The following is an 18,299-nucleotide window of genomic DNA, read 5'->3' as shown; positions in this document are numbered from 1 at the left end:
GAAGCCCTGTCCGCATCCTGTCCGTGTGCACCCGCTAGGCTGGCCGGTATGCCCCTGTACAGCCTGGCCGAACCCGTTGCAGCCGAACTGGAGATCAAGCGCTCCCGCTTCTTGACCGTGGTCGCGCCGGTGGCCGACGAGCCCGCCGCCAGGGCCGTCGTCGCAGCGGCGCGCGCGGACCATCCGAAGGCGCGCCACCACTGCTCGGCCTTCGTCCTGGGCCCCGCACCGCAGGTGCGCCGGTCCAGCGACGACGGGGAGCCCTCAGGTACTGCCGGCATCCCGATGCTCGATGTGTTGGTGGGCCGTGAACTGACCGATGTGGTCGCCGTTGTCACCCGCTACTTCGGTGGGACCCTGTTGGGCGCAGGCGGTCTGGTCCGCGCCTACGGCGGGGCGGTCTCGGCCGCACTCGAGGACGCGGTGATCACCACCAGGGACCTGCTGGTCCCGCTGACCGTCACCGTCCCCTACGCCCTGGCCGAGCTGCTGCGCGCCCGCATCGGGCAGGCCGGCTGGCGGGTGCTCGACCAGCGGTTCGCCGCCGAGGTGACCCTGACCTTCGCCGTACCGCGGGATGCGGTCCCCGACGCCAGGGCCGCGGTGGCCGATTTGTCGGCCGGGCGCATCGAGCCCGTGGAGGGCCGGGCCGATTGGCTCTGAACCGATCGCGCGCAGACCCACACAAGCCGGCTCCACTCCCCTAGACTGGGGAACATGAACGCAGCCGACAACGCCGCAGATCCCCTCGAATCACCGTCCCTCGAACCGCTGCGCACGGCGCTCGAGTCGTCCGGTGCACTGAGCAATGTGCACGCAGCGGATGGAATCGTGTTCGGCCTGGCCGATCTAGCCGCCGTCGACGCACAGCTGATCGTCAATGTGGACCCGGAATTGGAAGAGCGCACCGCAGCGCAAATCGACTCCGCGGTGCTCATCGGACACATCAAGGGGCTGTTGGCCCAGACCCCGGAGGATTGGCAGGCCATCGTCGAGGCCACGATCGACGAACTGATCGAAGCCGAGGAATTCGAAGAGGAATCCGCGCAGGACGAGGACCTGATGGCGGCCCTGCGCGACGATATGGAGCTGACCAGCGTGGCGGTGCTCCACGAGGCGGTGCTGCTCGAGTTCGCCGCGGAGGAAACCCTCCCGGATCATTGGGTGCGGGTGCAGCTGGACGAGGACCTCGACGTCTTCGCGGCGATGCTCGATGAGAAGGACGAGGACGAAGACGACACCCTGGTCTTCGACTCACTCGACGACCTACTGGCCCATCTGGAGGGCGAGGAGCCCTGAGCTCGAGCGAGGCTGTGCCAGGCCCTAGTCGAGCGTGGCGATCTTCGCGCAGGTCGCGTTGGTGATCTCCAGGAAGGCCGTCGGGGTCAGTTCGATGTCCAGGCCGCGCCGGCCCCCGGACACGAAGATCGTCTCATGGTCCTTGATCGTGTGGTCGGCCACCACCAGCAGCTGCTTGCGTTGGCCCAGCGGGCTGACCCCACCCGCCACATAGCCGGTGGTCCTTTCGGCCTCGGCCAGACCCGCCAGTTCTGCGCGCTTGCCGCCGGCCGCCTGGGCCAGGGCCTTGAGGTCGAGCTGACCCGACACCGGCACGATCGCGTTGACCAGTGCGCCGTCGACGGAGATGACCAGCGTTTTGAACACGCGATCGGCGGACACGCCCAGCGCATGAGCGGCTTCCGGCCCGTACTGGCGCACATTCGGATCGTGCTCGAACTCATGCACCTCATAGGCCATTCCCGAGGCATTGAGAATGCGCAGAGCGGGTGTGGCTCCCCCGCGGGATCGTGTTGCAGTCACTGGCTACCTCCGCTTCGGGCTCGGATTACTCGGCCGCCTCGGCGATCCGGTTTTCGGCCCGAATGTAGAATCACTCGTTTCCTAGCTGCTTGAAACTCTAAGCGACGTGGCGGACACGGACAAAATCGCGTCATTCGGTGTATTAGCCCCAACCCAGCTCGTGCAGGCGGTCTTCGTCGACACCGAAGTGATGGGCGATCTCGTGGACGATGGTAATGAAGATTTCATCGGCCAGTTCTCCCTCGTCGGCACACATCGCGACCAGGTTGTTCTTGAACAGGCTGATGGTGTCCGGCGGCATGAACCCGTAATCGCCCGTCCGCTCCGTGAGGGCGATGCCGTCATAAAGGCCCAGCAGCTCGGGGTCCTCGGGCGGAGCATCGTCGGCGACGAACAGGGCGACATTGTCCATATGCGCTGCGACCTCCGCCGGCAGGCGATCCATGGCGTGGGCCACCAGGTCGTCGAAGAGCTCATCGGAGACGGCGTCAAGATCCATCCGATCAGTCTACGGGCGGCACTCACCTGATGCCTGAAACACCCCTACACGAGTGGTGACAGAGCTCACCCCCGATCGATTTTGCATTAGCGGTTCGTTTCGGGATAAGCTTACGGAGGTTCAAGCGAACAGGGCGTAAATGCCTGGTTAGCTCGAACAGGAGAAATCCGGGCCCCCATCGTCTAGCGGCCTAGGACACCGCCCTTTCACGGCGGCGACACGGGTTCAAATCCCGTTGGGGGTACGACTGGAACGGAAGTTCCAGACAATAGAATAATGGCCCTGTGGCGCAGTTGGTTAGCGCGCCGCCCTGTCACGGCGGAGGTCGAGGGTTCAAGTCCCTTCAGGGTCGCGAAGACGTGGTTCTTCTTCAGAAGAGCTCGTTTTCACGAGAAAATTGAATATGGCTCTGTAGCTCAGTTGGTAGAGCGTTCGACTGAAAATCGAAAGGTCACCGGATCGACGCCGGTCGGAGCCACTGCTTCTTCGAAGCAATCGCCCCTTGTGGGCACAAGTGAATAATGGCCCTGTGGCGCAGTTGGTTAGCGCGCCGCCCTGTCACGGCGGAGGTCGAGGGTTCAAGTCCCTTCAGGGTCGCCATTTCACGATGGGCCCGGTTCTTCGGAACCGGGCCCATTTTCATTTCCGCCTCCTGCACCACAGGTTTCTCCTACTTCACTGCGGGCCAGCCGTTCGGCTTGCATCCGTGCAGCCCCTTGGTCTGCTGCATCATCAACGGCGCGGTCCGGCCCTTGCCTCCGCAATAGGCATGGCCATGTCCCAGGGCGTGGCCGACCTCGTGATTGACCAGATACTGCCGGTACTGGGTCAAGGAGCCGAACCCCTTTGCGGCTCCAACCCACCGGCGCGCGTTGAAGATGACATTGCGGCCGTTGCGACACGACAGCTTGCCCACCGTATTCAATGGCAGGCACATCCGGTCGGTGGTGTCGGGACTGGCGATATTGACCACGACATCGGCTGTTGCCGCCTTGGGCACCAGGGCGAAGCGCACTCCGTCCAGCTGCTGCCAGCTCCGCTTATCGCGCAGGGTGGCCATGATGAAGCCGGTGGCCTCGGCCCCGTCGATCGGCAGATTCGACTCCACGCGGACGGCCACATCGACCCGGCGACCCTTCCCCCTGGCCTTGGAGCCCTTGTGCACCGCCTGCCATTTGCCGCTGCCGTGGGCCGGGATCTTCGGCGCGGCAACGGGCGTCGGGGCCGCGGCGGTGGGCGTGGCCGGCGCGGACGATGCCCGAGTCGATGCAGCCGTGGACTCCCCCGCCCCCGTTCGCCCGGAACCGGGCTCACCGGAACCCGCGCAGCCGGTCAGCACTGCCAGGACCAGCACGGCCACCGCCGCGGCGCCCCTTCTCATTCCCCGCACTGTGCTCAGAACCTCGAAGAACTGCCGGAACCGGAGAAACCGCCGCCAGAGGAGCCGTAGCCGGTTGACGAACCCGATGAGGACGACGAGCTCTGCTGCGCGCGCTGATAGTTGTGCTGACCGTTGACGTAGCCGATCATGAAGGCAGTGGGGGTGGAGAAGTATGGACGGTCGTAATAGCCGGTGATCGACCGCGAGGCCCCATTTGCCCGACTCTGCTCCTTGTCGATCGCCTTCGAGATGTAGCGGCCGGCCCCTCCCGCATATGCGGTGCCCCGCGCCTGTAGTTCCTGGGTCTGTGCGCTCAAGCGCTTCCGCAGATCCGCGATCCGGTCTAGGCACTGCACGATGTTCTCGCCGCCCCCTTCTATTCCGGAGCGTCTGATGTCCTCGAGTTCGGCCTCGCCGGCGGCTCCGAAGCGTTTGAACTCCTCCGCCCGCTGCACGCCGACGCGGTTGGCCAACCGCGGATCGGCGAAACCGCGCAGGGCCCGGCCCGTCTCGTTGATCTCCTCAGTCCAGATCTGTTCCCAGCTGGAGTCGCGGTTGTAGAGCACGATGGCGTTCTGGAGCATATGTGTGGCATCCACGATGGTGTCGACGTTTCCGGCGAAATCCTTCAGCCGCGAGGTCATCCGGCCGTTGACGGGACTGATCACGGGCCAGGCGAAGGCGTTGAGTGCCGTGCGCTGGCTCAGGCTGTCATCGTAGATGCGCAGAACCTCCCCGGAGGTGGCGCGGATCTTCTCCCCCAGGCCGACGTCGGGGATCTCCTGCGCGGCGGTGACCCGGTCGTTGACCCCGACCGTGGTGGAGTCGAACTTCCCGGCCGCCATCACGAAGCCCTTGCGCAACAGCAGCGCGCCCGCACCGTTGAGGGCGAAGGCGACGACGAAGATACCCGGGATGATGAGGGCCAACAGTGGCGTCTTATACCAGGGCCGGGCCATCAAGTCCGCTGCCGCCCTGGTGACCTGCACGGCTCCCTCGGTCCAGTCCATCCGCTTGAAGGCATCCGATCCGGCCTGCTGAATCTTCTTCTCCCGATCGTGCCCGTCGCCCGACTCCACCCGAACGTCCTCGCCGAAGTAGGTCCCGACCTGGCCGGAGCCGGTCACCTCATTGCTCTCCACCGAAACGGTGAGGATGAAGGTGCCATCCGCCCACTTCCTCCCATCCGGTGACAGCAGATTCATATCGGGATTGGAGCGGGCCCACTTCAGGGTCTCCTCGTTGAGCTTGTCCGCATAATCCCCCGTGCGGAACCAGACGACCACACGAACCGGCCGGTGGAATCGCAGCTTCCCGACCTCTTCCTTGAGCAGAGTGGGATCCGCTGCATCAGCCTGTTCGACCACCTCGACTGAACTGGGCGCTGCCGTCGGCCTGGCCATCACCGCCCACCCGATGCCCAGCGCGACGAAGACCACTGCGAGCGCAAAGGAGGCCCACGCAGACAACCTCGCCCGACGGGCGAAGGGCGCATCCGTAGTCGATTCGGGTGAGGCCTGCGAGTTCGAAGCGGAAGCGGTCATGGCCCCAGCCTACTTGGCCGTTCCCCTTATGTGCGCGAGGCCACCGTGGATACCCGGGGGCCGCGCCAAGCCCATGGGTTGTTCAGGCCTTGTAATAGCACAGTTGAGTAGTGGTCGCCAGCAGGCTGCCGTCGGCTCCCCAGATCTGCGCGCGCTGATCGGCCAGGCCGGAGAAGAATTGGGTGGCCCGCACCGTGCACAGCAGATACTCCCCCTGCTCTGCCAGCACGTCCGGGCCCGCATGGAAGTAACTGGTCAGGGTGACGGTGCCGGCGGGGACCGCGCGGCCCAGACGGTTGAAGATCCGGGGTCCGAAGATATCGCAGGCCGAGGCCAGGGCCGGATAGTCCCAGCCCCGTGGACGGGCGTGGCGCACCCAGACGGTGGTGGTCGAATCGGGCGAGGCCTCGGCGCCGTCGACGGGGAACGCTCCCGTTACGAAGCGCATCTCGTAGTTGTCCAGCCAGGCGAGGCCGCGCACGGGCTTCGCCACGGGGACCTCCGCGGGCGCCGGTGCCACCGGTCCGGTTACCTCCAAGTCCGTCCAGCCACCCCGTTCGACAGCGGTCAGAGCGGAGCCGGTGAGCACGGTGGACCCGTTCTGTTCGACCGTGCACGTCCAGTGCTGGTTCGAGTTGTTCGTGCGCACGGGCGTCCGATGCAGCTCGTAGGAGCCATCGGCGACGGGCGCCGCGTAGTTCAGGGTCAGCGCGACCGGTCTGCCGTGGACCCGCTGATCACGTTCGATGGCCGCGACGACGGTGGCCGCGGTCGCTCCGCCATAGGGTCCGACCATGTTCGCAAACGCTGGATCAGTGGCTGCCCGTACAGTATCGACATCGACGTCCGACGTCCCGATGACCCGGTCAAGGGGGTGCGCATCCGCACGAGCATCATTCATGTCCTCAGCTTAACGAACGATCCACATATATCCCCGTTCGCAGTTTCAATAGTTTCGGTTTTTCCGATTCGAAGCGGATTCAGGCGTTCCAGCACTCGACCGGGTACACACTGGCCCTACACCAGCACTACTCGCAGTCTCCACCGTCCTGGCAGGAGCGGCACCACCTCCGAGAGGCCACCATGGACATCGCACTCGTCGACACCCACCATTCGTATATCCGCGCAGCCGTCGTTGCCGCCGCCGGCGAGCTCCCGCAGCTGACCTTCATCGGTGGCTTCCCCACCGTGGCCGAACTCCTGGCCGGTTCCCCGTGCCCTGGCATCGTGGTCCTCGGTTTGAATGTCAACGACGAAATCCTGCCGCAGGACAATGTGAGCAGACTGCGGCGGGCCGGCGCAGTGGTCATCGCACTGATCGGCGATGAGGATCCCTACCGGCGGCGTGCGCTTCGCGATTGCGATCTGATCGGGGTGGTGAGCAAGGCCGAACCCGTGACCGCACTGACCCTTGCCCTGCAGAGGGCAGCCTCGACCGACGGCCGCGAAGACGCACGTGCCCCGCGTCCGCCGGCTCCGGACGAGCGCTGGCCCCGGGCGGGGCTGTCCCCCAGGGAGACCGAGGTCCTCGCCCACTACGCGCTGGGACACACCGCAGCCTGGATCGCCCATACGCTGAGTATCTCCGAGGGGACGGTCTCCGACCATGTCAAACACATTCGGAGAAAATACCGCGAGGCCGGGCGGCCGGCACACGACAAGGTGGCCCTCTACCAGCGCGCAGTCCAGGACGGTGTGCTGCCCTGCCCAGCACAATCCCCGGAACTGGGGAGATGACGAAGGGAACAGAATCCGGAATAATCGGTTAGGTTCGGATATTTCGAACTTCCTAACAGCAACGCATAACCAGGACGCACCATGACAGAGCCATCTACTCACAAAGACCTGGCACGCGAGTTGCGAGAACTGCGGCTGAGTAAGGGCAATCCCCGGCTCGATGACATCGCGCAGGCCACCGGGCTGTCCCGTACCGTCCTGTCCGACACCTTCAACGGCAAGGGCAGTGTCTCCGACAACACCCTCTACCGTCTGGTCGAGTACTTCAACGCCGATTACGATGACCTGCGGCGCAAACGCGATAGCACGGGTACCGAAGTCCCGCCGGAGTCCCGGGCCCGGCCGACCCCGCCGGCCGGGCCCGTGCACTCGGCCGGGCCGGTACCCGCAGCCGCGCACCCGGCCCCCACCAAGTGGTACCGCCGTCCCCTGACCGCGGGTCCGGCGCTCCTCGCATTGATCCTCACCATAGTCCTGTCCGTCGGGGGTTCGGTCCTGGGCAGCCGCCTGGTCTCCGCGCCGAGCCCCGGGACGAATCTGTTCGCTCCGACGGACCCACTGTTGGAACGCGCCAATGGGGCCGACCCCATGGCCACCAGGTGCAAGGACGACAAGATCATCGCCCTGTCGGAGAAGCGGCGCGGCGAGGATTTTCTGATCGAAATGCTCTACTCGAATCAGTGCATGGCCATGTGGGGCCGGGTCACCCGTTACGACGGCAAGTCGGGTGGGAACTTCGTCGAGATGACGATCTACCCGCAGGGGGATCCCACAAGCGACCGCGCCCAGACCAGGCGCTTCGACAACGCCCAGAGCGTCTACACCCCGATGATCGTCGAACCGGAGATCGACCGGACGGTCTGTGGTGTCGCCACGGTGGGGATTGCGGGGAAGAAGGTGGAACTCGGGCCCCCTGTATGCGCCTGAACCCCTACTCACCCCATCCACCCCGACCACTTTCAGGCCCAAGGACCTCCGCGATGACACAGCAACGACCTTCGACCCCGGATACCCCAGAGGCGAGCAGAGACGACCGAGCCTCGCTGGCCTACGACCTGCGCGTGCTGCGGATGAGGGGCGGCGACCCCGTACTCGCGAAGATCGCGACCAAGGTCGAGCTGTCGAACGCCACGCTCTCCGCTGCGTTCAATGGCAGTTCCCTGCCTTCGGAGAAGACGCTCTACCGACTTGCCCGGTACTTCGAGGTGAGTCCACAACCACTGTTGCGCAAACGCGCCCGAATCCTGGCCGCAGAGGGACGGACCCGGCAGACGGATGCCGACGTTGTCCAGCCGGGTATCGACCCGGCCACTGCTCCGCCGGCCCAGCCGACCGGTCCGGCACCGGCCCAGCACACCGGCGACGGTGCGCAGGGCAACGGGTTGCCGAAGACACCGCCGGAACCGGCAGAGCCCGAACCACACGGGCGCAGACCGCGGTCGAGGCTCCTGTTCGGCACCGCGATCGCCGCCGGGCTGGTCACCGCGGCCACGATCGGCGGAATCACCGCCATGACACTGAGCCCCGGGACTGCCCAGGATTCGGACGAGCACTCGGAGGCCGTCGGCCTCACCCGGCACATCGACCCCAAGGATGGCGCCGATCCGAGCATGACCACGTGCAGTGGCGATGCCGTGGTCGTGAAGAGGCAGTCCGCGTATGAGGAACAGGTCGAGGTGAAGCTCGTGCACTCGGCCGCCTGCCACGCCTACTGGGGCACCGTGGAACGGTTCGATCAGATCGGGATGAAAACGGGCCAGCGGGTGATCATGCGCATCTTCCCCGGAGCGAACTCCACCGATGCCCGTGCGCTCGAACGGAAGGTGGAGAACAGGCGGAAGGTGACCTCCCCCATGTTGGTGATGACCGGCACCGAACAGCAGGTGTGCGGTCTGGGCAGCGTCACCGTCGACGGCGAGCTCCGCCCGGCCGGCAGTATCCTCTGCGTACCGGCGGCGCAGTGAACGGTTCGGACCGCTGGTCCCGACCGACCGAATAGAATCATCATGTGATCCCCGACTCAACGACGCGGCACGCGGGCCTCTCAGCCACCGTTACCGCAGCCCTCATCCTCATCCTGATCTGCGGGTTAACCGGTTGCGTGTTCCTGCCCTTCGGCGGCGGAGGATCCGGTGACTCGGCGGACGAGCAGGCGGGAACCTCGGCGCAGGAGGAGACCGCCCCGCCGCCCGAGCCGATCCCCACTGCCATCGTGCTCGACGCCTCGGGCTCGATGAAGGCCGACGACGCGCCGGGGGTGCGCTTCACCGGCGCGCAGCGTGCCGTGACCAAACTGATCGACTCCCTGTCACCGGAACAACAGGCGGCAGTGCTGGCCTACGGCACCGGCACCGACAGTTCCTTCGCGCAGAAGACAGCCGGCTGCAGGGACGTCAAGACCCTGGCGAAATTCGGCCGGGTGGACAAGGGCAGGGTCAAACGCGCCATCACCGACCTGAAACCGGCCGGCTACACCCCGATCGCCTACTCGCTCAAACAGGCCGCGGCACAGCTGCCGGGCAGCGGACCCAGACAGATCGTGCTGCTGACCGACGGAGTGGACACCTGCTCCGACGACGCCGAGGGCCTCGACCCCTGCCGGGTCGCCCAGGAGCTGGGCGCCGACGGAGACCTGCACATTCATGCGGTGGGCTTCCGGGCCGATGGACCGACGAGCAAGCAGCTGACCTGCCTGGCCGATGAGACCGGTGGGAGCAGCCAGAATGCGCTCAATGGCCCACAGCTGAGCGCGCGCATGGCCGCCGCGCTGAATCGTCCGCTGGCCGACACCAGGCTCTCGCCCGCCGGCTACCACGGATTGACACCGGGGATGACCGCACAGGCAGCCACAGCCGCAGGGCTGGAAGGCGATATCCCCGCCACCGGCCATGCCGAACTGGCCTACCACGGGGCCACAGTCGTGTTCGAGGACGGAAAACTGCGCGAGATCACCACGTCGACCGCCCGCACCATCGACGGCCTCGCCCCCGGAGACGATATCTCGCAGGCGGAGTCAACGTATAAGAACCCGCACCTGCCCACCCAGGTGGTCGACGGGACCGCGCGCTACACCGCCGATGCCATCACCGGGACCGGCTACCGCATCGCCTTCACCGGTGCCGATGCGCACACTCCGGGCGCCAATCCGAGCGGCAAGATCACCTCGATCACCCTGTGCGATTGCGCCACGAACGACTCCTACTCCGTCGCCCCGCCGCCCCTGCGGATGTTCCCCGGATGCGAACACCTCACGGGCGATACCTGCCGCACCGTCGATGCGGTCCAGGTCAGGCACCCGGAGAAGGGTCCGCTGACACTGACGATGATGATGGTCTACAACCAGTCCTCGAAGAAGTACGGGGATACCGCGGCCACGGGCTTCCTATGGGTGGTCGATGCCGATGGCAAGGTCACCGATCCGATGGGCAGTCCCGCGGCGTCCGTCGCCGACTGTGACCCGCACGCCGAGGGCGGTTGCGGGGAGGCAGTGGGACCGGCCTTCCGCTGGGATGCGGCCGAGGTCGACGAGCACCGCGATTCGTTCAAGTTCTTCACCCCCGAAACCGACCGCGACGGCACCGTGTTCTTCCGCGCACCGGGCGTGAAGAACCCCATCATGTGGAAACCCAGCAGGTACGGGACCACCTACGAGCTGGACGTTCCCGACATCGCAGATTTCCAATTCGACCGGGACACCCTGGAACTGGGCGATGTGGACCAGAGCGGACACTACGTGCTGAACGCGACCGCGAATGGCACGACCCGCGCATACCATTACGACGGCCATGGGTACGTAACCGAATAGCCGGGCGACCCTCGACTATGGTCTGTGCAGACCTGTGACCTGGGGTTTTGAAGATTCTGAAAACTTTGGAAAACCAGTATGCCCCGGCGGGCGGAAACCCGGTCGGCGCATCCGTGGGGTGGAATACGATCACGGGGTGATCCCTCACTTCAAACCCCTGCGTGCGGGCCTCAGCGCCGTCATCGCCGCAGCGCTGGCCTTCGTCCTGCTGGGCCTGACCGGCTGTTCCCTCCTCCCCTTCCCACCCGGCGGCCAGACCTCCGATGGGGCCGCTGACCAGGCCGGGGGAACCGGCGAGGGCCGGCCCGTGCAGGATAAGATCCAGCCGGTCCCCACCGCGATCGTGCTCGACGCATCCGGCTCGATGAAAGCCGAGGACGCACCCGGCCAGCGCTTCGCCGCAGCCAAGCGCGCCGTGCACGGACTGATCGAGAAGATCCCCGAGGGCCAGAGCACCGCATTGCTGACCTACGGGACGGGGACCTCGAACGCGGATTCCGCACAGGCCAAGGGCTGCAAGGACGTCACGACGCTGTTGAAGGCCAAGGCGATCGACAAGAGGGCCTTCGATGCGAAGGTCGATGGGATCAAGCCCTCGGGCTACACTCCCATCGCCCTGGCACTGCAGACCGCGGCGAAGGAGCTGCCCGATTCCGGCGAGCGCTCCATCGTGCTGCTGTCCGATGGCATCGACACCTGCGCCGATCAGGGCGAGAGACTCAACCCGTGCACCGTGGCCAAGGACCTGGGCGCCGACGGCGGCCTGCACATCCACACCGTGGGGTTCCGGGTGGACGGACGGACCAGCAGGCAGCTGTCGTGTCTGTCCGAGGCGACGCAGGGCACCAGCTGGGACGCTGTCAACGACGCCCAGTTGACGACCCGGCTGGCGGCCACCCTGAACCCGGGGCTGACGTCCAAACAGCTCACCCCCGATGGATATGGTGGACTACGCCCGGGCATGAGCGCCGACCAGGCGAAGCAGGCCGCGGACTTCGACGAGGACGTTGCCGGCTCCGGCAGGGTGGAGATCGTCTGGCGTGACTGCACCCTGGTCTTCGTGGACGGGAAGCTCAGCGAGATCATCACCGATAAGGCCACTACCCTTGACGGGGTGAAGGTCGGCGACGACATCTCGGCTGCGGAGAAACTCTACAAGGATCCCGATCTGCCCACCCCCGTGGCCGATGGTGCAGCAACCTACGCTGCGGATCCGATCAACGGCCTGGGCTACCGCATGTACTTCGACGGGGCGGATTCCCACCAGGCGGGTCAGAAGCCCAGCGGCACGATCACCAAGATCGTGCTGTGCCTGTGCGGGACCACCGACTCCTATTCCGTGGCTCCCCCACCGGTGAGCATCTTCCCCGGCTGCACGATCACGGACAAATGCCGGGTCACCGATGCGATCCAGGTGCAGCATCCGTCCAAGGGCGCATTGACGCTGGCGATGGTGGCTCGGTCCAACACAGGTCCGGCCGGCGAGCCATATGGTTCCTACGGTGCCATCTATGTCGTCGACTCCGCAGGCAAGGTGATGACTACGGAGGGGCAGGTCGCCGGTGTCGATCCTGGCGACACCGGTTCGGCGATGGAGAGTTTCTCACCCCTGGACGAGGTCGCCGAGGACTTCCGCTTCATGCGCCCTGCGACGGACAGATCCGGCTGGATCTTCGGAAAGTCTCTGCACTTGGACGGCACTCAGGCTCTGTCGCTGAAGATGGAGGAGGACGGCTACTTCACCAGGACGGACAGCACCGTCATCGACTGGGACCAGATCCCGTTCGAGGGAGAAGCCGACATGGACTGGGACGGAATCGATTCGCGTGGCTACTACCGCATCAAGGTCGTGGCGAAGGAAGAGAATCCACAGACCTATATCTGGCACAGGAAGGGCGATGGCTATGTCCTCGAGAACTGAGCCCCACCCTTTGTGTCGTGCGACGCGGGCATTCCGCCTGCCCAGCATCCTCCTCGCCCTGGCGCTGGCTCTGGGCGGATGCGGTGCATTCGCCTCGACCGGTAGTGCCGACGACGCGGCCTCGCCCACCAGCTCTGTCGCCGGTCCCGCCGGGGTCGAGGCCACAGCCGGGCAGGCGCGGCCCGTCGACCCGCCTACGGCCTCGGCGATCGAGGGGTGCACGGAGGACAGCTGTGAGCTCGCCGATGCGGTGGAATACCAGCACGAGTCCAAGGGCCTCTTGACCGTGGTCCTCTACATCGACGGGCGCGAGAGCGTGGACCCCTCCGAGAAGTGCCGGATCGCGGTCCTGGCCGATGACCAGACCGTGCAGATCGTGCCGATCCTGTGGGGCAACACCTTCGACCTGACCGGCGCGGAACTCACCAATGCCTTCCACTTCCTGTCGCCTGCCGCCGACGCCACGAAACGGCTGTTCATCAAATCCCCCGTGGTCGACGGAGGCACCGCCGACGGTCTGATCCCCATGGCGAACGGTTACTTCCAGCCCTTGGACATCTCCGAGCTGCCCGAGGCCGACGATTTGGATGAGGACTCCGACGTGCGGTGGGGACCCTTGGACGATCGGGGCTATTACACGCTGAAGGTGAACTCGCAGACCGCACGCTGGAATGGTAAGGCGTATGCCCTCGAATAACGACGACACCGGCACTGCGGGAGAGCCGGGGGCCGGGTCCGGGCTGCCACAGTGGTCGCTGCCCCAGTCCGAGTCCGAACACTATGAGGTTCCAGACCACCCCCATGCCGCCGAGCCGACTTCCGGGTCTCCCCAGTGGCCCTTCCAACCGACCGGCATGGGAACTCCGACCGGCGTCCCTACGACGACCACCGTGCCGGCAACGTCCGCGGTGCCCGCCGACCCCGCACCACGCAAACGCCGCAGGCTGCTCCTCATCTCCGCGCTCGCCGGGGTGGTGGTGCTTCTCCTGGCCGCGACGGGCATCGGCTATCTGTCGGGCCGGGGCTCGCACGTCACCGCCACGCCCGAGGCCTCCGGACAGCCCGGTGCCGACGCGAGCGCGCAGGGTTCGACCGACAACTCAGGGCAGGACGCGTCACGCGCCGCCGACGGCGGTCCGGCCGCAGCCTACCCCGGCGGCGCGCCCGCCAAGCGGCATGCGGCGGGCCGGGCCGGGGCCTCGCGCCCGGGAACGTATGCGATGAGCCTGCCGGACAACGGCGCGATCGAGCAGTGCAGCAATCTGCAGTGCACGGTCGTGGACGCCGTGCGATTCAACCACCCTGTCCTGGGGGCGGTGGAGCTGATCCTCTACCTCCATGATGAGGACGACAACTCGGCGCAGGTCGCGGTCCTCAAGGAGGACGGGGAGTACCTGAGCACGGTGCAGAATCTGGACCTGGATGCGCGTGGCCTGTCGTACTCGGCGGGGCAGGACAAACTGCACTTCCTGCGCATTCCCGTCGACTCGACCGGCATGGTGTTCCTGGTGGTCCCGGGCGAGACCGGACGGGCCCGAGCCCTGCTACCCGCGGATTCCCAGACCTCGCCCATGCAGATGTACGACTTCTCCGAAACGGTGGCGCAGTGCCAGGGTTCCGGCATGGTCGCCACCGACTGGGGCCTGTTCGACGACTGGGGAAATTACGGGCTGACGATCGAAACCGACGAGACCACCTGCCAGGCGACCTGGAACGGCGATAAATACGCGATCGACTGAACTCAGGTGGGCGACTGGATGACGGTAGGCGACTGAGCGCGCAGGATCTTCTGCATGTCGAACAGCGCCCACAGACACCACTCCAGGTTGAAGCCGTAGCCCCCGCCGATCGTGGCGATCCTGTCGGCTTCCCCCACGACGTCCGGACGACGTTCGGGCCAGCCGTCCGTCCAGCCCGTGGGCCACTCGGTGTGGGGACCGGGCCCGGTGGCGGTATCCCCCAGCGTGGCATCGACCCCGTTCGACCACGGATTGGGGACTATTTCGGCCCCGTGCGAGGTGAAGAACCGGAATCCGCTGCAGGTCTGCCCTGTGCCGGATAGATTCGCGCCGGTGAAGGGAGTATTGCCGCGCACAATCCGCAGCTGGTGCTGGTGCACGGCAACGTGGTGCTGCCGACACAGCTGCAGCATATTGTCCACATCGGTCGGGCCTCCGTCGGCCCAGGTGCGGATGTGGTGGACCTCCAGACCGATGGTCCGTGCGCAGCCGGGGAACTGACAGCTCACATCACGCACCCGCAGGGCGATGCGCTGTCTACGAGTGGCCAGCCGGTGTGTCCGGCCCACCGCCAGAACATCGCCGAATTCGTCCACCAGAGCCCCGATCACACCGGAGTTGCACGTCATCCGACCGATCGTCGCCTCGCCGAGGGGCCCGAAGCCCTCCGCGTAGCCGACCGGGATGGCATCGGCCGCGCCAGGTGACGTCCCCGCTGGGACGTCCCGACCCGGTTCGGCGCCCGTGTCACCGCTGGAATCGGTGAATGCGGCTTCGAGCACATCGGTGGACACGTGCACCACCAGGCGTCCCTCGCCCCGGACATCGAGGATGGCGGGGCCCGCACCTGCGCTGCCAGAGCCCGCACTGTCCGAGCCGCGGATCGCCGTCAGGAAGGCGTCGACCAGGCTCGGAGTCCCACCTGGAACCGCACCCCACGTCCCCGCTGGGACGTCGCCATCGTCTCCGAGGCCTCCAGTTTCTCCAACGCCGGTTTCTGCAACGCCGTCCCGGTGCGCCCGGATCAGCCCGTCACGCCGGCTCTGCACGGTGGCCATAACCTCGGCGGCCTCGGCTTCGGGAAGATCCACGATGATCCGGGCCCTGCCGTCCCCCAGCCCAAGACACACGAACCGGTCCTGCTCCCGGTTGATCTGCCGGATTGTTTCGGAATCGGTCGGTGCCCCGCCCCGGTCGGGATTCGCATCGTCGACACGCACGAAGGTCGAGATCATGAGCTCCAGTTGCGCAGTCGTGGCCACCGCGGCCATATCCGCCGCGCGGTCCGGATCGATCCGGCCGGCCGCCCGGGTGATCGCCCTGACCTTCGAATAGGACAGCCGGCCCGCCGCGAACAGCTGGGCGACCCGCGGCATCAGGCGCAGCCCTTTGAGGGTGCGGGCGTATTCCCTGCCGGTATGGATGTTGAGCTCGCAAACCCAGGCGATCCAGTGGGCGAAACCTGAGATCCCCACCGCCTCCCGCCACAGTCCCGAGCGTTCGGCCAGATCGAGCCAGGCGAACAGGCGGGCCTGCTCGCCGGCGATCCTGGCTGCCTGCCCCCGGATCGCCGAGGCCAGCGCATCATGGCAGTCCGGTTGTCGTTCGTGCTCCGGCAGTCCGAGGAGTTCTGCGAGCACGACTCCTTCGATCGGTTCCTCTTCCCCACCCCTGTGCATGACGCCCCCTTGCGCCTGGAGCCGTTCCCCGGTCCGCGTCCGGAATGCGGCTTCGTCCACTCTTTCACCCAGGCTACGCAAGGGGTCTGACACGACTGGCGTCTGACACGACTGGCCCTTCAGGACACCGCGTAGACTCCGGCGACGGCGAGGCCCCCGAACACGCAGCCCCACAGCACGATGCCCACGCACTGCCAGACGATCACGCGGCCGCGCCCCGCCCCCAGGGACACCAGCATGGGCGCGGTGAACTGGCTGGGCACGAGCAGCTGTCCCAGGACACCAACGCCGGGGACCCCGAAGCGCTCGAAGATCTTGCGGACCCGGGCCCGACCGCGGGATTCCGACTTGGGCGCAGGGTCGGGCTCCTTTGCCAACCCATCCGGCGAGGCCGCTGCGGCACCGGGTTGCGCCGCCCGGCGCTCCCGCACCCTGTTCTTCACCTTCTCGGCCAGGATCGCGCAGGCCGCCATCGAGGCGATATTGCCGATCACGGCCGCCCCGATGGCCACGGGCGCCGGGATGCCGATGACGATGCCCAGGATCGCACCCAGGTAGACCTCCAGAAAGGGCACCGCGGCCACGAGGATGACAACGACCCAGTGCAGCCAGTCGGGCAGCCCCTGGACGAAGGCGTGCAATTGCTCGAGACTTCCGGTTCCGAACATGTTTCCTCCTATGGAAAGCGTGTTTGACACGACAAGCGTGCTTTACATCCGGGCAGATTGTCAAGTACGCTTTCCATGTGCAGAGCAAGATCAAGGAACTGCGGACGGAACACGGTCTGTCCCAGCAGAAGCTGGCCGAGGAGGTCGGAGTGTCCCGGCAGACGATCAACTCACTGGAGAAGGGCCGCTACGACCCCTCACTGAAACTGGCAGTCGCGCTGGCCCGTCGCTTCTCCCTCACTGTCGAGGAGGTCTTCGATGTCTGAGAAGTCCAACCACAAGCTGTTCGTCTCCTGGCCCAATGTGGTCGTCCTGGTCCTCCTGGCCGGCTCCGTCGGCGTCAGCGCCATCGCGCACGACTGGTGGATGACCTTCTGGATGGGTGTGCTGTTCATCTGCATGCTCATCGCCGTGGCCCGCGCTCACCGGCGCAAGCACCGGATGACGGACCTGGCCCGGGTCAACGCCCTGGAGTACGCCGATGAGCGCGACCGGCAGATCGGCATGACCGGCCTGGCCGCGGTGGGCGCGTTCAACCTGGTGGCGGTGTTCGCCCTCTACGTCTGGGCCGCACTGAGTTACCGGGAGAATCCCTCGCCACTCCTCTACGTGGCACTCGCCCTCTTCCTGGGCAATATGCTGGTCTGGGCGATTGCGAACTGGATCGCCGCACGCCGGTTCTGAAGCCGGGTTCTCTCTGAGTCCGACCCCCATAATCCGCTGCGATAATGGGGGCACGCGTTTTTTGCACGAAAGGACTCCGCGTGAGCGACAACCAGCCGACCGAACCCCAGCCAACAGACCCGGACCAGGTCCCGGCGCCGAAACCCCCGGAAACACCGGCGTCGAGTTTCACCCACACCCCCACGGTGATGTCGGACGGCAACTACGACTTCAGCAACTACCGGCGCTCCGCGGGCTCCCGCCAGATGGGCCTGTTCATCTTCAGCAGCCGCTGGCTCCAGGCGCCCCTGTACATCGGCCTGGCCATCGCCCTGCTGATCTACGCCATCGTCTTCCTCGTCGACCTGTGGCACCTCATCGTCAACGTCTCCCAGAATCTGAACCACCTGGACGAGGACGCGATCATGCTCTCAGTCCTGGGGCTGATCGACGTCGTCATGATCGCCAACCTCCTCATCATGGTCATCATGGGCGGCTACGACATCTTCGTGTCCAAGCTGGGCGTGGACGACCATCCCGATGAACCCGATTGGCTCCACCACATCAACGCCAATGTGCTCAAGGTGAAGCTGGCGATCAGCATCATCTCCATCTCCTCGATCCACCTGCTGTCGACCTTCATCAAGGCCGGCAACCTGGGTAAGGAGGGCAGTGCCTACACGATGGAGGGGATCATCGCGCAGGTGGTGATCCATCTGGCCTTCATCATCTCCGCCGTCGCCCTGCAGTGGATCGACAGCAAGTCGCACGCCGGAAACGGCGGCGGAAAGAAGCACCCGCGCCGCTGAGCGGGTCGGCCGGGCCGACCGAGCTGGTTCCAA

General features: G+C 66.0%; 19 protein-coding genes and 4 tRNA genes. 16 read left to right on the top strand and 7 right to left on the bottom strand.

The genetic code is table 11. From position 1 onward, the window contains the following. Window positions 1–48: 48 nt before the first annotated feature. Window positions 49–663, top strand: a complete 615-nt coding sequence (locus NQ036_RS07695; protein WP_257048863.1) for a YigZ family protein — start codon at window positions 49–51, stop codon at window positions 661–663. 54 nt (window positions 664–717) lie between these two features. Continuing rightward, window positions 718–1,299, top strand: a complete 582-nt coding sequence (locus tag NQ036_RS07690) for a hypothetical protein (protein WP_257048864.1) — start codon at window positions 718–720, stop codon at window positions 1,297–1,299. Window positions 1,300–1,323: 24 nt separating this feature from the next. Here NQ036_RS07690 and ybaK read toward each other — a convergent pair whose 3' ends face one another. After that, window positions 1,324–1,821 (bottom strand): Cys-tRNA(Pro) deacylase, encoded by a 498-nt coding sequence (ybaK, locus tag NQ036_RS07685; RefSeq protein WP_257048865.1) that lies wholly within the window; start codon window positions 1,819–1,821, stop codon window positions 1,324–1,326. Between the two features lie 142 nt (window positions 1,822–1,963). Continuing rightward, the gene (locus NQ036_RS07680) at window positions 1,964–2,320 is read right to left on the bottom strand and encodes a metallopeptidase family protein (RefSeq protein WP_257048867.1); all 357 of its coding nucleotides are present in this window, start codon (window positions 2,318–2,320) and stop codon (window positions 1,964–1,966) included. A gap of 171 nt (window positions 2,321–2,491) precedes the next feature. On the opposite strand from NQ036_RS07680, the gene NQ036_RS07675 reads away from it, so the two are divergent. From NQ036_RS07675 to NQ036_RS07660, 4 genes are all read left to right on the top strand, one after another. Continuing rightward, window positions 2,492–2,564, top strand: a tRNA-Glu gene (locus NQ036_RS07675). Between the two features lie 34 nt (window positions 2,565–2,598). Continuing rightward, a tRNA-Asp gene (locus tag NQ036_RS07670) sits at window positions 2,599–2,672 on the top strand. A 53-nt stretch (window positions 2,673–2,725) separates the two neighbouring features. Beyond that, window positions 2,726–2,798, top strand: a tRNA-Phe gene (locus tag NQ036_RS07665). Between the two features lie 45 nt (window positions 2,799–2,843). Further along, a tRNA-Asp gene (locus NQ036_RS07660) sits at window positions 2,844–2,920 on the top strand. Between the two features lie 70 nt (window positions 2,921–2,990). Here the strand turns inward: NQ036_RS07660 and NQ036_RS07655 are convergent. The 3 genes from NQ036_RS07655 to NQ036_RS07645 form a co-directional block, all read right to left on the bottom strand. Next, the gene (locus NQ036_RS07655; protein WP_257048868.1) at window positions 2,991–3,701 is read right to left on the bottom strand and encodes a DUF3152 domain-containing protein; all 711 of its coding nucleotides are present in this window, start codon (window positions 3,699–3,701) and stop codon (window positions 2,991–2,993) included. 14 nt (window positions 3,702–3,715) lie between these two features. Beyond that, the gene (locus NQ036_RS07650) at window positions 3,716–5,245 is read right to left on the bottom strand and encodes a DUF5129 domain-containing protein (RefSeq protein WP_257058087.1); all 1,530 of its coding nucleotides are present in this window, start codon (window positions 5,243–5,245) and stop codon (window positions 3,716–3,718) included. Between the two features lie 82 nt (window positions 5,246–5,327). Next, on the bottom strand, window positions 5,328–6,146 hold the full coding sequence (locus tag NQ036_RS07645; RefSeq protein WP_257048870.1) for an acyl-CoA thioesterase II: 819 nt from the start codon (window positions 6,144–6,146) through the stop codon (window positions 5,328–5,330). A gap of 182 nt (window positions 6,147–6,328) precedes the next feature. Here NQ036_RS07645 and NQ036_RS07640 point away from each other — a divergent pair, with 182 nt between their 5' ends. The 7 genes from NQ036_RS07640 to NQ036_RS07610 all read left to right on the top strand — a co-directional run bounded on the left by NQ036_RS07640 (window position 6,329) and on the right by NQ036_RS07610 (window position 14,447). Continuing rightward, complete coding sequence (locus tag NQ036_RS07640; RefSeq protein WP_257048871.1) at window positions 6,329–6,982, top strand: LuxR C-terminal-related transcriptional regulator; 654 nt, start codon at window positions 6,329–6,331, stop codon at window positions 6,980–6,982. Window positions 6,983–7,063: 81 nt separating this feature from the next. Next, on the top strand, window positions 7,064–7,909 hold the full coding sequence (locus tag NQ036_RS07635) for a helix-turn-helix domain-containing protein (protein ID WP_257048872.1): 846 nt from the start codon (window positions 7,064–7,066) through the stop codon (window positions 7,907–7,909). Window positions 7,910–7,962: 53 nt separating this feature from the next. Continuing rightward, the gene (locus NQ036_RS07630) at window positions 7,963–8,946 is read left to right on the top strand and encodes a helix-turn-helix transcriptional regulator (protein ID WP_257048873.1); all 984 of its coding nucleotides are present in this window, start codon (window positions 7,963–7,965) and stop codon (window positions 8,944–8,946) included. A gap of 44 nt (window positions 8,947–8,990) precedes the next feature. Further along, the gene (locus NQ036_RS07625; protein ID WP_257058085.1) at window positions 8,991–10,787 is read left to right on the top strand and encodes a VWA domain-containing protein; all 1,797 of its coding nucleotides are present in this window, start codon (window positions 8,991–8,993) and stop codon (window positions 10,785–10,787) included. A gap of 136 nt (window positions 10,788–10,923) precedes the next feature. Continuing rightward, on the top strand, window positions 10,924–12,708 hold the full coding sequence (locus NQ036_RS07620) for a VWA domain-containing protein (RefSeq protein WP_257058083.1): 1,785 nt from the start codon (window positions 10,924–10,926) through the stop codon (window positions 12,706–12,708). Then, entirely contained in the window at window positions 12,692–13,405 is a 714-nt protein-coding gene (locus NQ036_RS07615) for a hypothetical protein (RefSeq protein ID WP_257058080.1), read from the top strand. The genes NQ036_RS07620 and NQ036_RS07615 overlap by 17 nt, the downstream gene beginning before the upstream one ends. Beyond that, entirely contained in the window at window positions 13,392–14,447 is a 1,056-nt protein-coding gene (locus NQ036_RS07610) for a hypothetical protein (RefSeq protein WP_257058078.1), read from the top strand. Before NQ036_RS07615 ends, NQ036_RS07610 begins: the two co-directional genes overlap by 14 nt. A gap of 2 nt (window positions 14,448–14,449) precedes the next feature. Here the strand turns inward: NQ036_RS07610 and NQ036_RS07605 are convergent, their stop codons facing one another. Both NQ036_RS07605 and NQ036_RS07600 read right to left on the bottom strand, forming a co-directional pair. Continuing rightward, the gene (locus NQ036_RS07605) at window positions 14,450–16,087 is read right to left on the bottom strand and encodes an HNH endonuclease signature motif containing protein (RefSeq protein ID WP_257058074.1); all 1,638 of its coding nucleotides are present in this window, start codon (window positions 16,085–16,087) and stop codon (window positions 14,450–14,452) included. A 158-nt stretch (window positions 16,088–16,245) separates the two neighbouring features. Continuing rightward, entirely contained in the window at window positions 16,246–16,794 is a 549-nt protein-coding gene (locus NQ036_RS07600; RefSeq protein ID WP_257058073.1) for a hypothetical protein, read from the bottom strand. Between the two features lie 77 nt (window positions 16,795–16,871). On the opposite strand from NQ036_RS07600, the gene NQ036_RS07595 reads away from it, so the two are divergent. The 3 genes from NQ036_RS07595 to NQ036_RS07585 all read left to right on the top strand — a co-directional run bounded on the left by NQ036_RS07595 (window position 16,872) and on the right by NQ036_RS07585 (window position 18,266). Then, window positions 16,872–17,060, top strand: a complete 189-nt coding sequence (locus NQ036_RS07595) for a helix-turn-helix transcriptional regulator (RefSeq protein WP_257047905.1) — start codon at window positions 16,872–16,874, stop codon at window positions 17,058–17,060. Continuing rightward, window positions 17,053–17,478: a hypothetical protein gene (locus NQ036_RS07590; protein WP_257058072.1), complete on the top strand. Its 426-nt coding sequence runs from the start codon at window positions 17,053–17,055 to the stop codon at window positions 17,476–17,478. Before NQ036_RS07595 ends, NQ036_RS07590 begins: the two co-directional genes overlap by 8 nt. Window positions 17,479–17,558: 80 nt before the next feature. Further along, entirely contained in the window at window positions 17,559–18,266 is a 708-nt protein-coding gene (locus tag NQ036_RS07585; protein WP_257058067.1) for a TIGR00645 family protein, read from the top strand. The last annotated feature ends 33 nt before the right edge of the window (window positions 18,267–18,299 follow it).

Source organism: Brevibacterium sp. 91QC2O2, from assembly GCF_024580695.1.
Lineage (GTDB): Bacteria > Actinomycetota > Actinomycetes > Actinomycetales > Brevibacteriaceae > Brevibacterium > Brevibacterium moorei.
Note: the sequence above shows the minus strand (reverse complement) of the source record. Positions and strands in the feature narration are given on the sequence as shown.

Excerpts from the sequence above, each read along its gene's own strand:
- NQ036_RS07695 (WP_257048863.1), top strand. The coding sequence starts at position 49 with ATGCCCCTGTACAGCCTGGCCGAACCCGTTGCAGCCGAACTGGAGATC.
- NQ036_RS07690 (WP_257048864.1), top strand. The coding sequence starts at position 718 with ATGAACGCAGCCGACAACGCCGCAGATCCCCTCGAATCACCGTCCCTC.
- NQ036_RS07680 (WP_257048867.1), bottom strand. The coding sequence starts at position 2,320 with ATGGATCTTGACGCCGTCTCCGATGAGCTCTTCGACGACCTGGTGGCC.
- NQ036_RS07655 (WP_257048868.1), bottom strand. The coding sequence starts at position 3,701 with ATGAGAAGGGGCGCCGCGGCGGTGGCCGTGCTGGTCCTGGCAGTGCTG.
- NQ036_RS07650 (WP_257058087.1), bottom strand. The coding sequence starts at position 5,245 with ATGACCGCTTCCGCTTCGAACTCGCAGGCCTCACCCGAATCGACTACG.
- NQ036_RS07645 (WP_257048870.1), bottom strand. The coding sequence starts at position 6,146 with ATGAATGATGCTCGTGCGGATGCGCACCCCCTTGACCGGGTCATCGGG.
- NQ036_RS07640 (WP_257048871.1), top strand. The coding sequence starts at position 6,329 with ATGGACATCGCACTCGTCGACACCCACCATTCGTATATCCGCGCAGCC.
- NQ036_RS07635 (WP_257048872.1), top strand. The coding sequence starts at position 7,064 with ATGACAGAGCCATCTACTCACAAAGACCTGGCACGCGAGTTGCGAGAA.
- NQ036_RS07630 (WP_257048873.1), top strand. The coding sequence starts at position 7,963 with ATGACACAGCAACGACCTTCGACCCCGGATACCCCAGAGGCGAGCAGA.
- NQ036_RS07615 (WP_257058080.1), top strand. The coding sequence starts at position 12,692 with ATGTCCTCGAGAACTGAGCCCCACCCTTTGTGTCGTGCGACGCGGGCA.
- NQ036_RS07610 (WP_257058078.1), top strand. The coding sequence starts at position 13,392 with ATGCCCTCGAATAACGACGACACCGGCACTGCGGGAGAGCCGGGGGCC.
- NQ036_RS07600 (WP_257058073.1), bottom strand. The coding sequence starts at position 16,794 with ATGTTCGGAACCGGAAGTCTCGAGCAATTGCACGCCTTCGTCCAGGGG.
- NQ036_RS07590 (WP_257058072.1), top strand. The coding sequence starts at position 17,053 with ATGTCTGAGAAGTCCAACCACAAGCTGTTCGTCTCCTGGCCCAATGTG.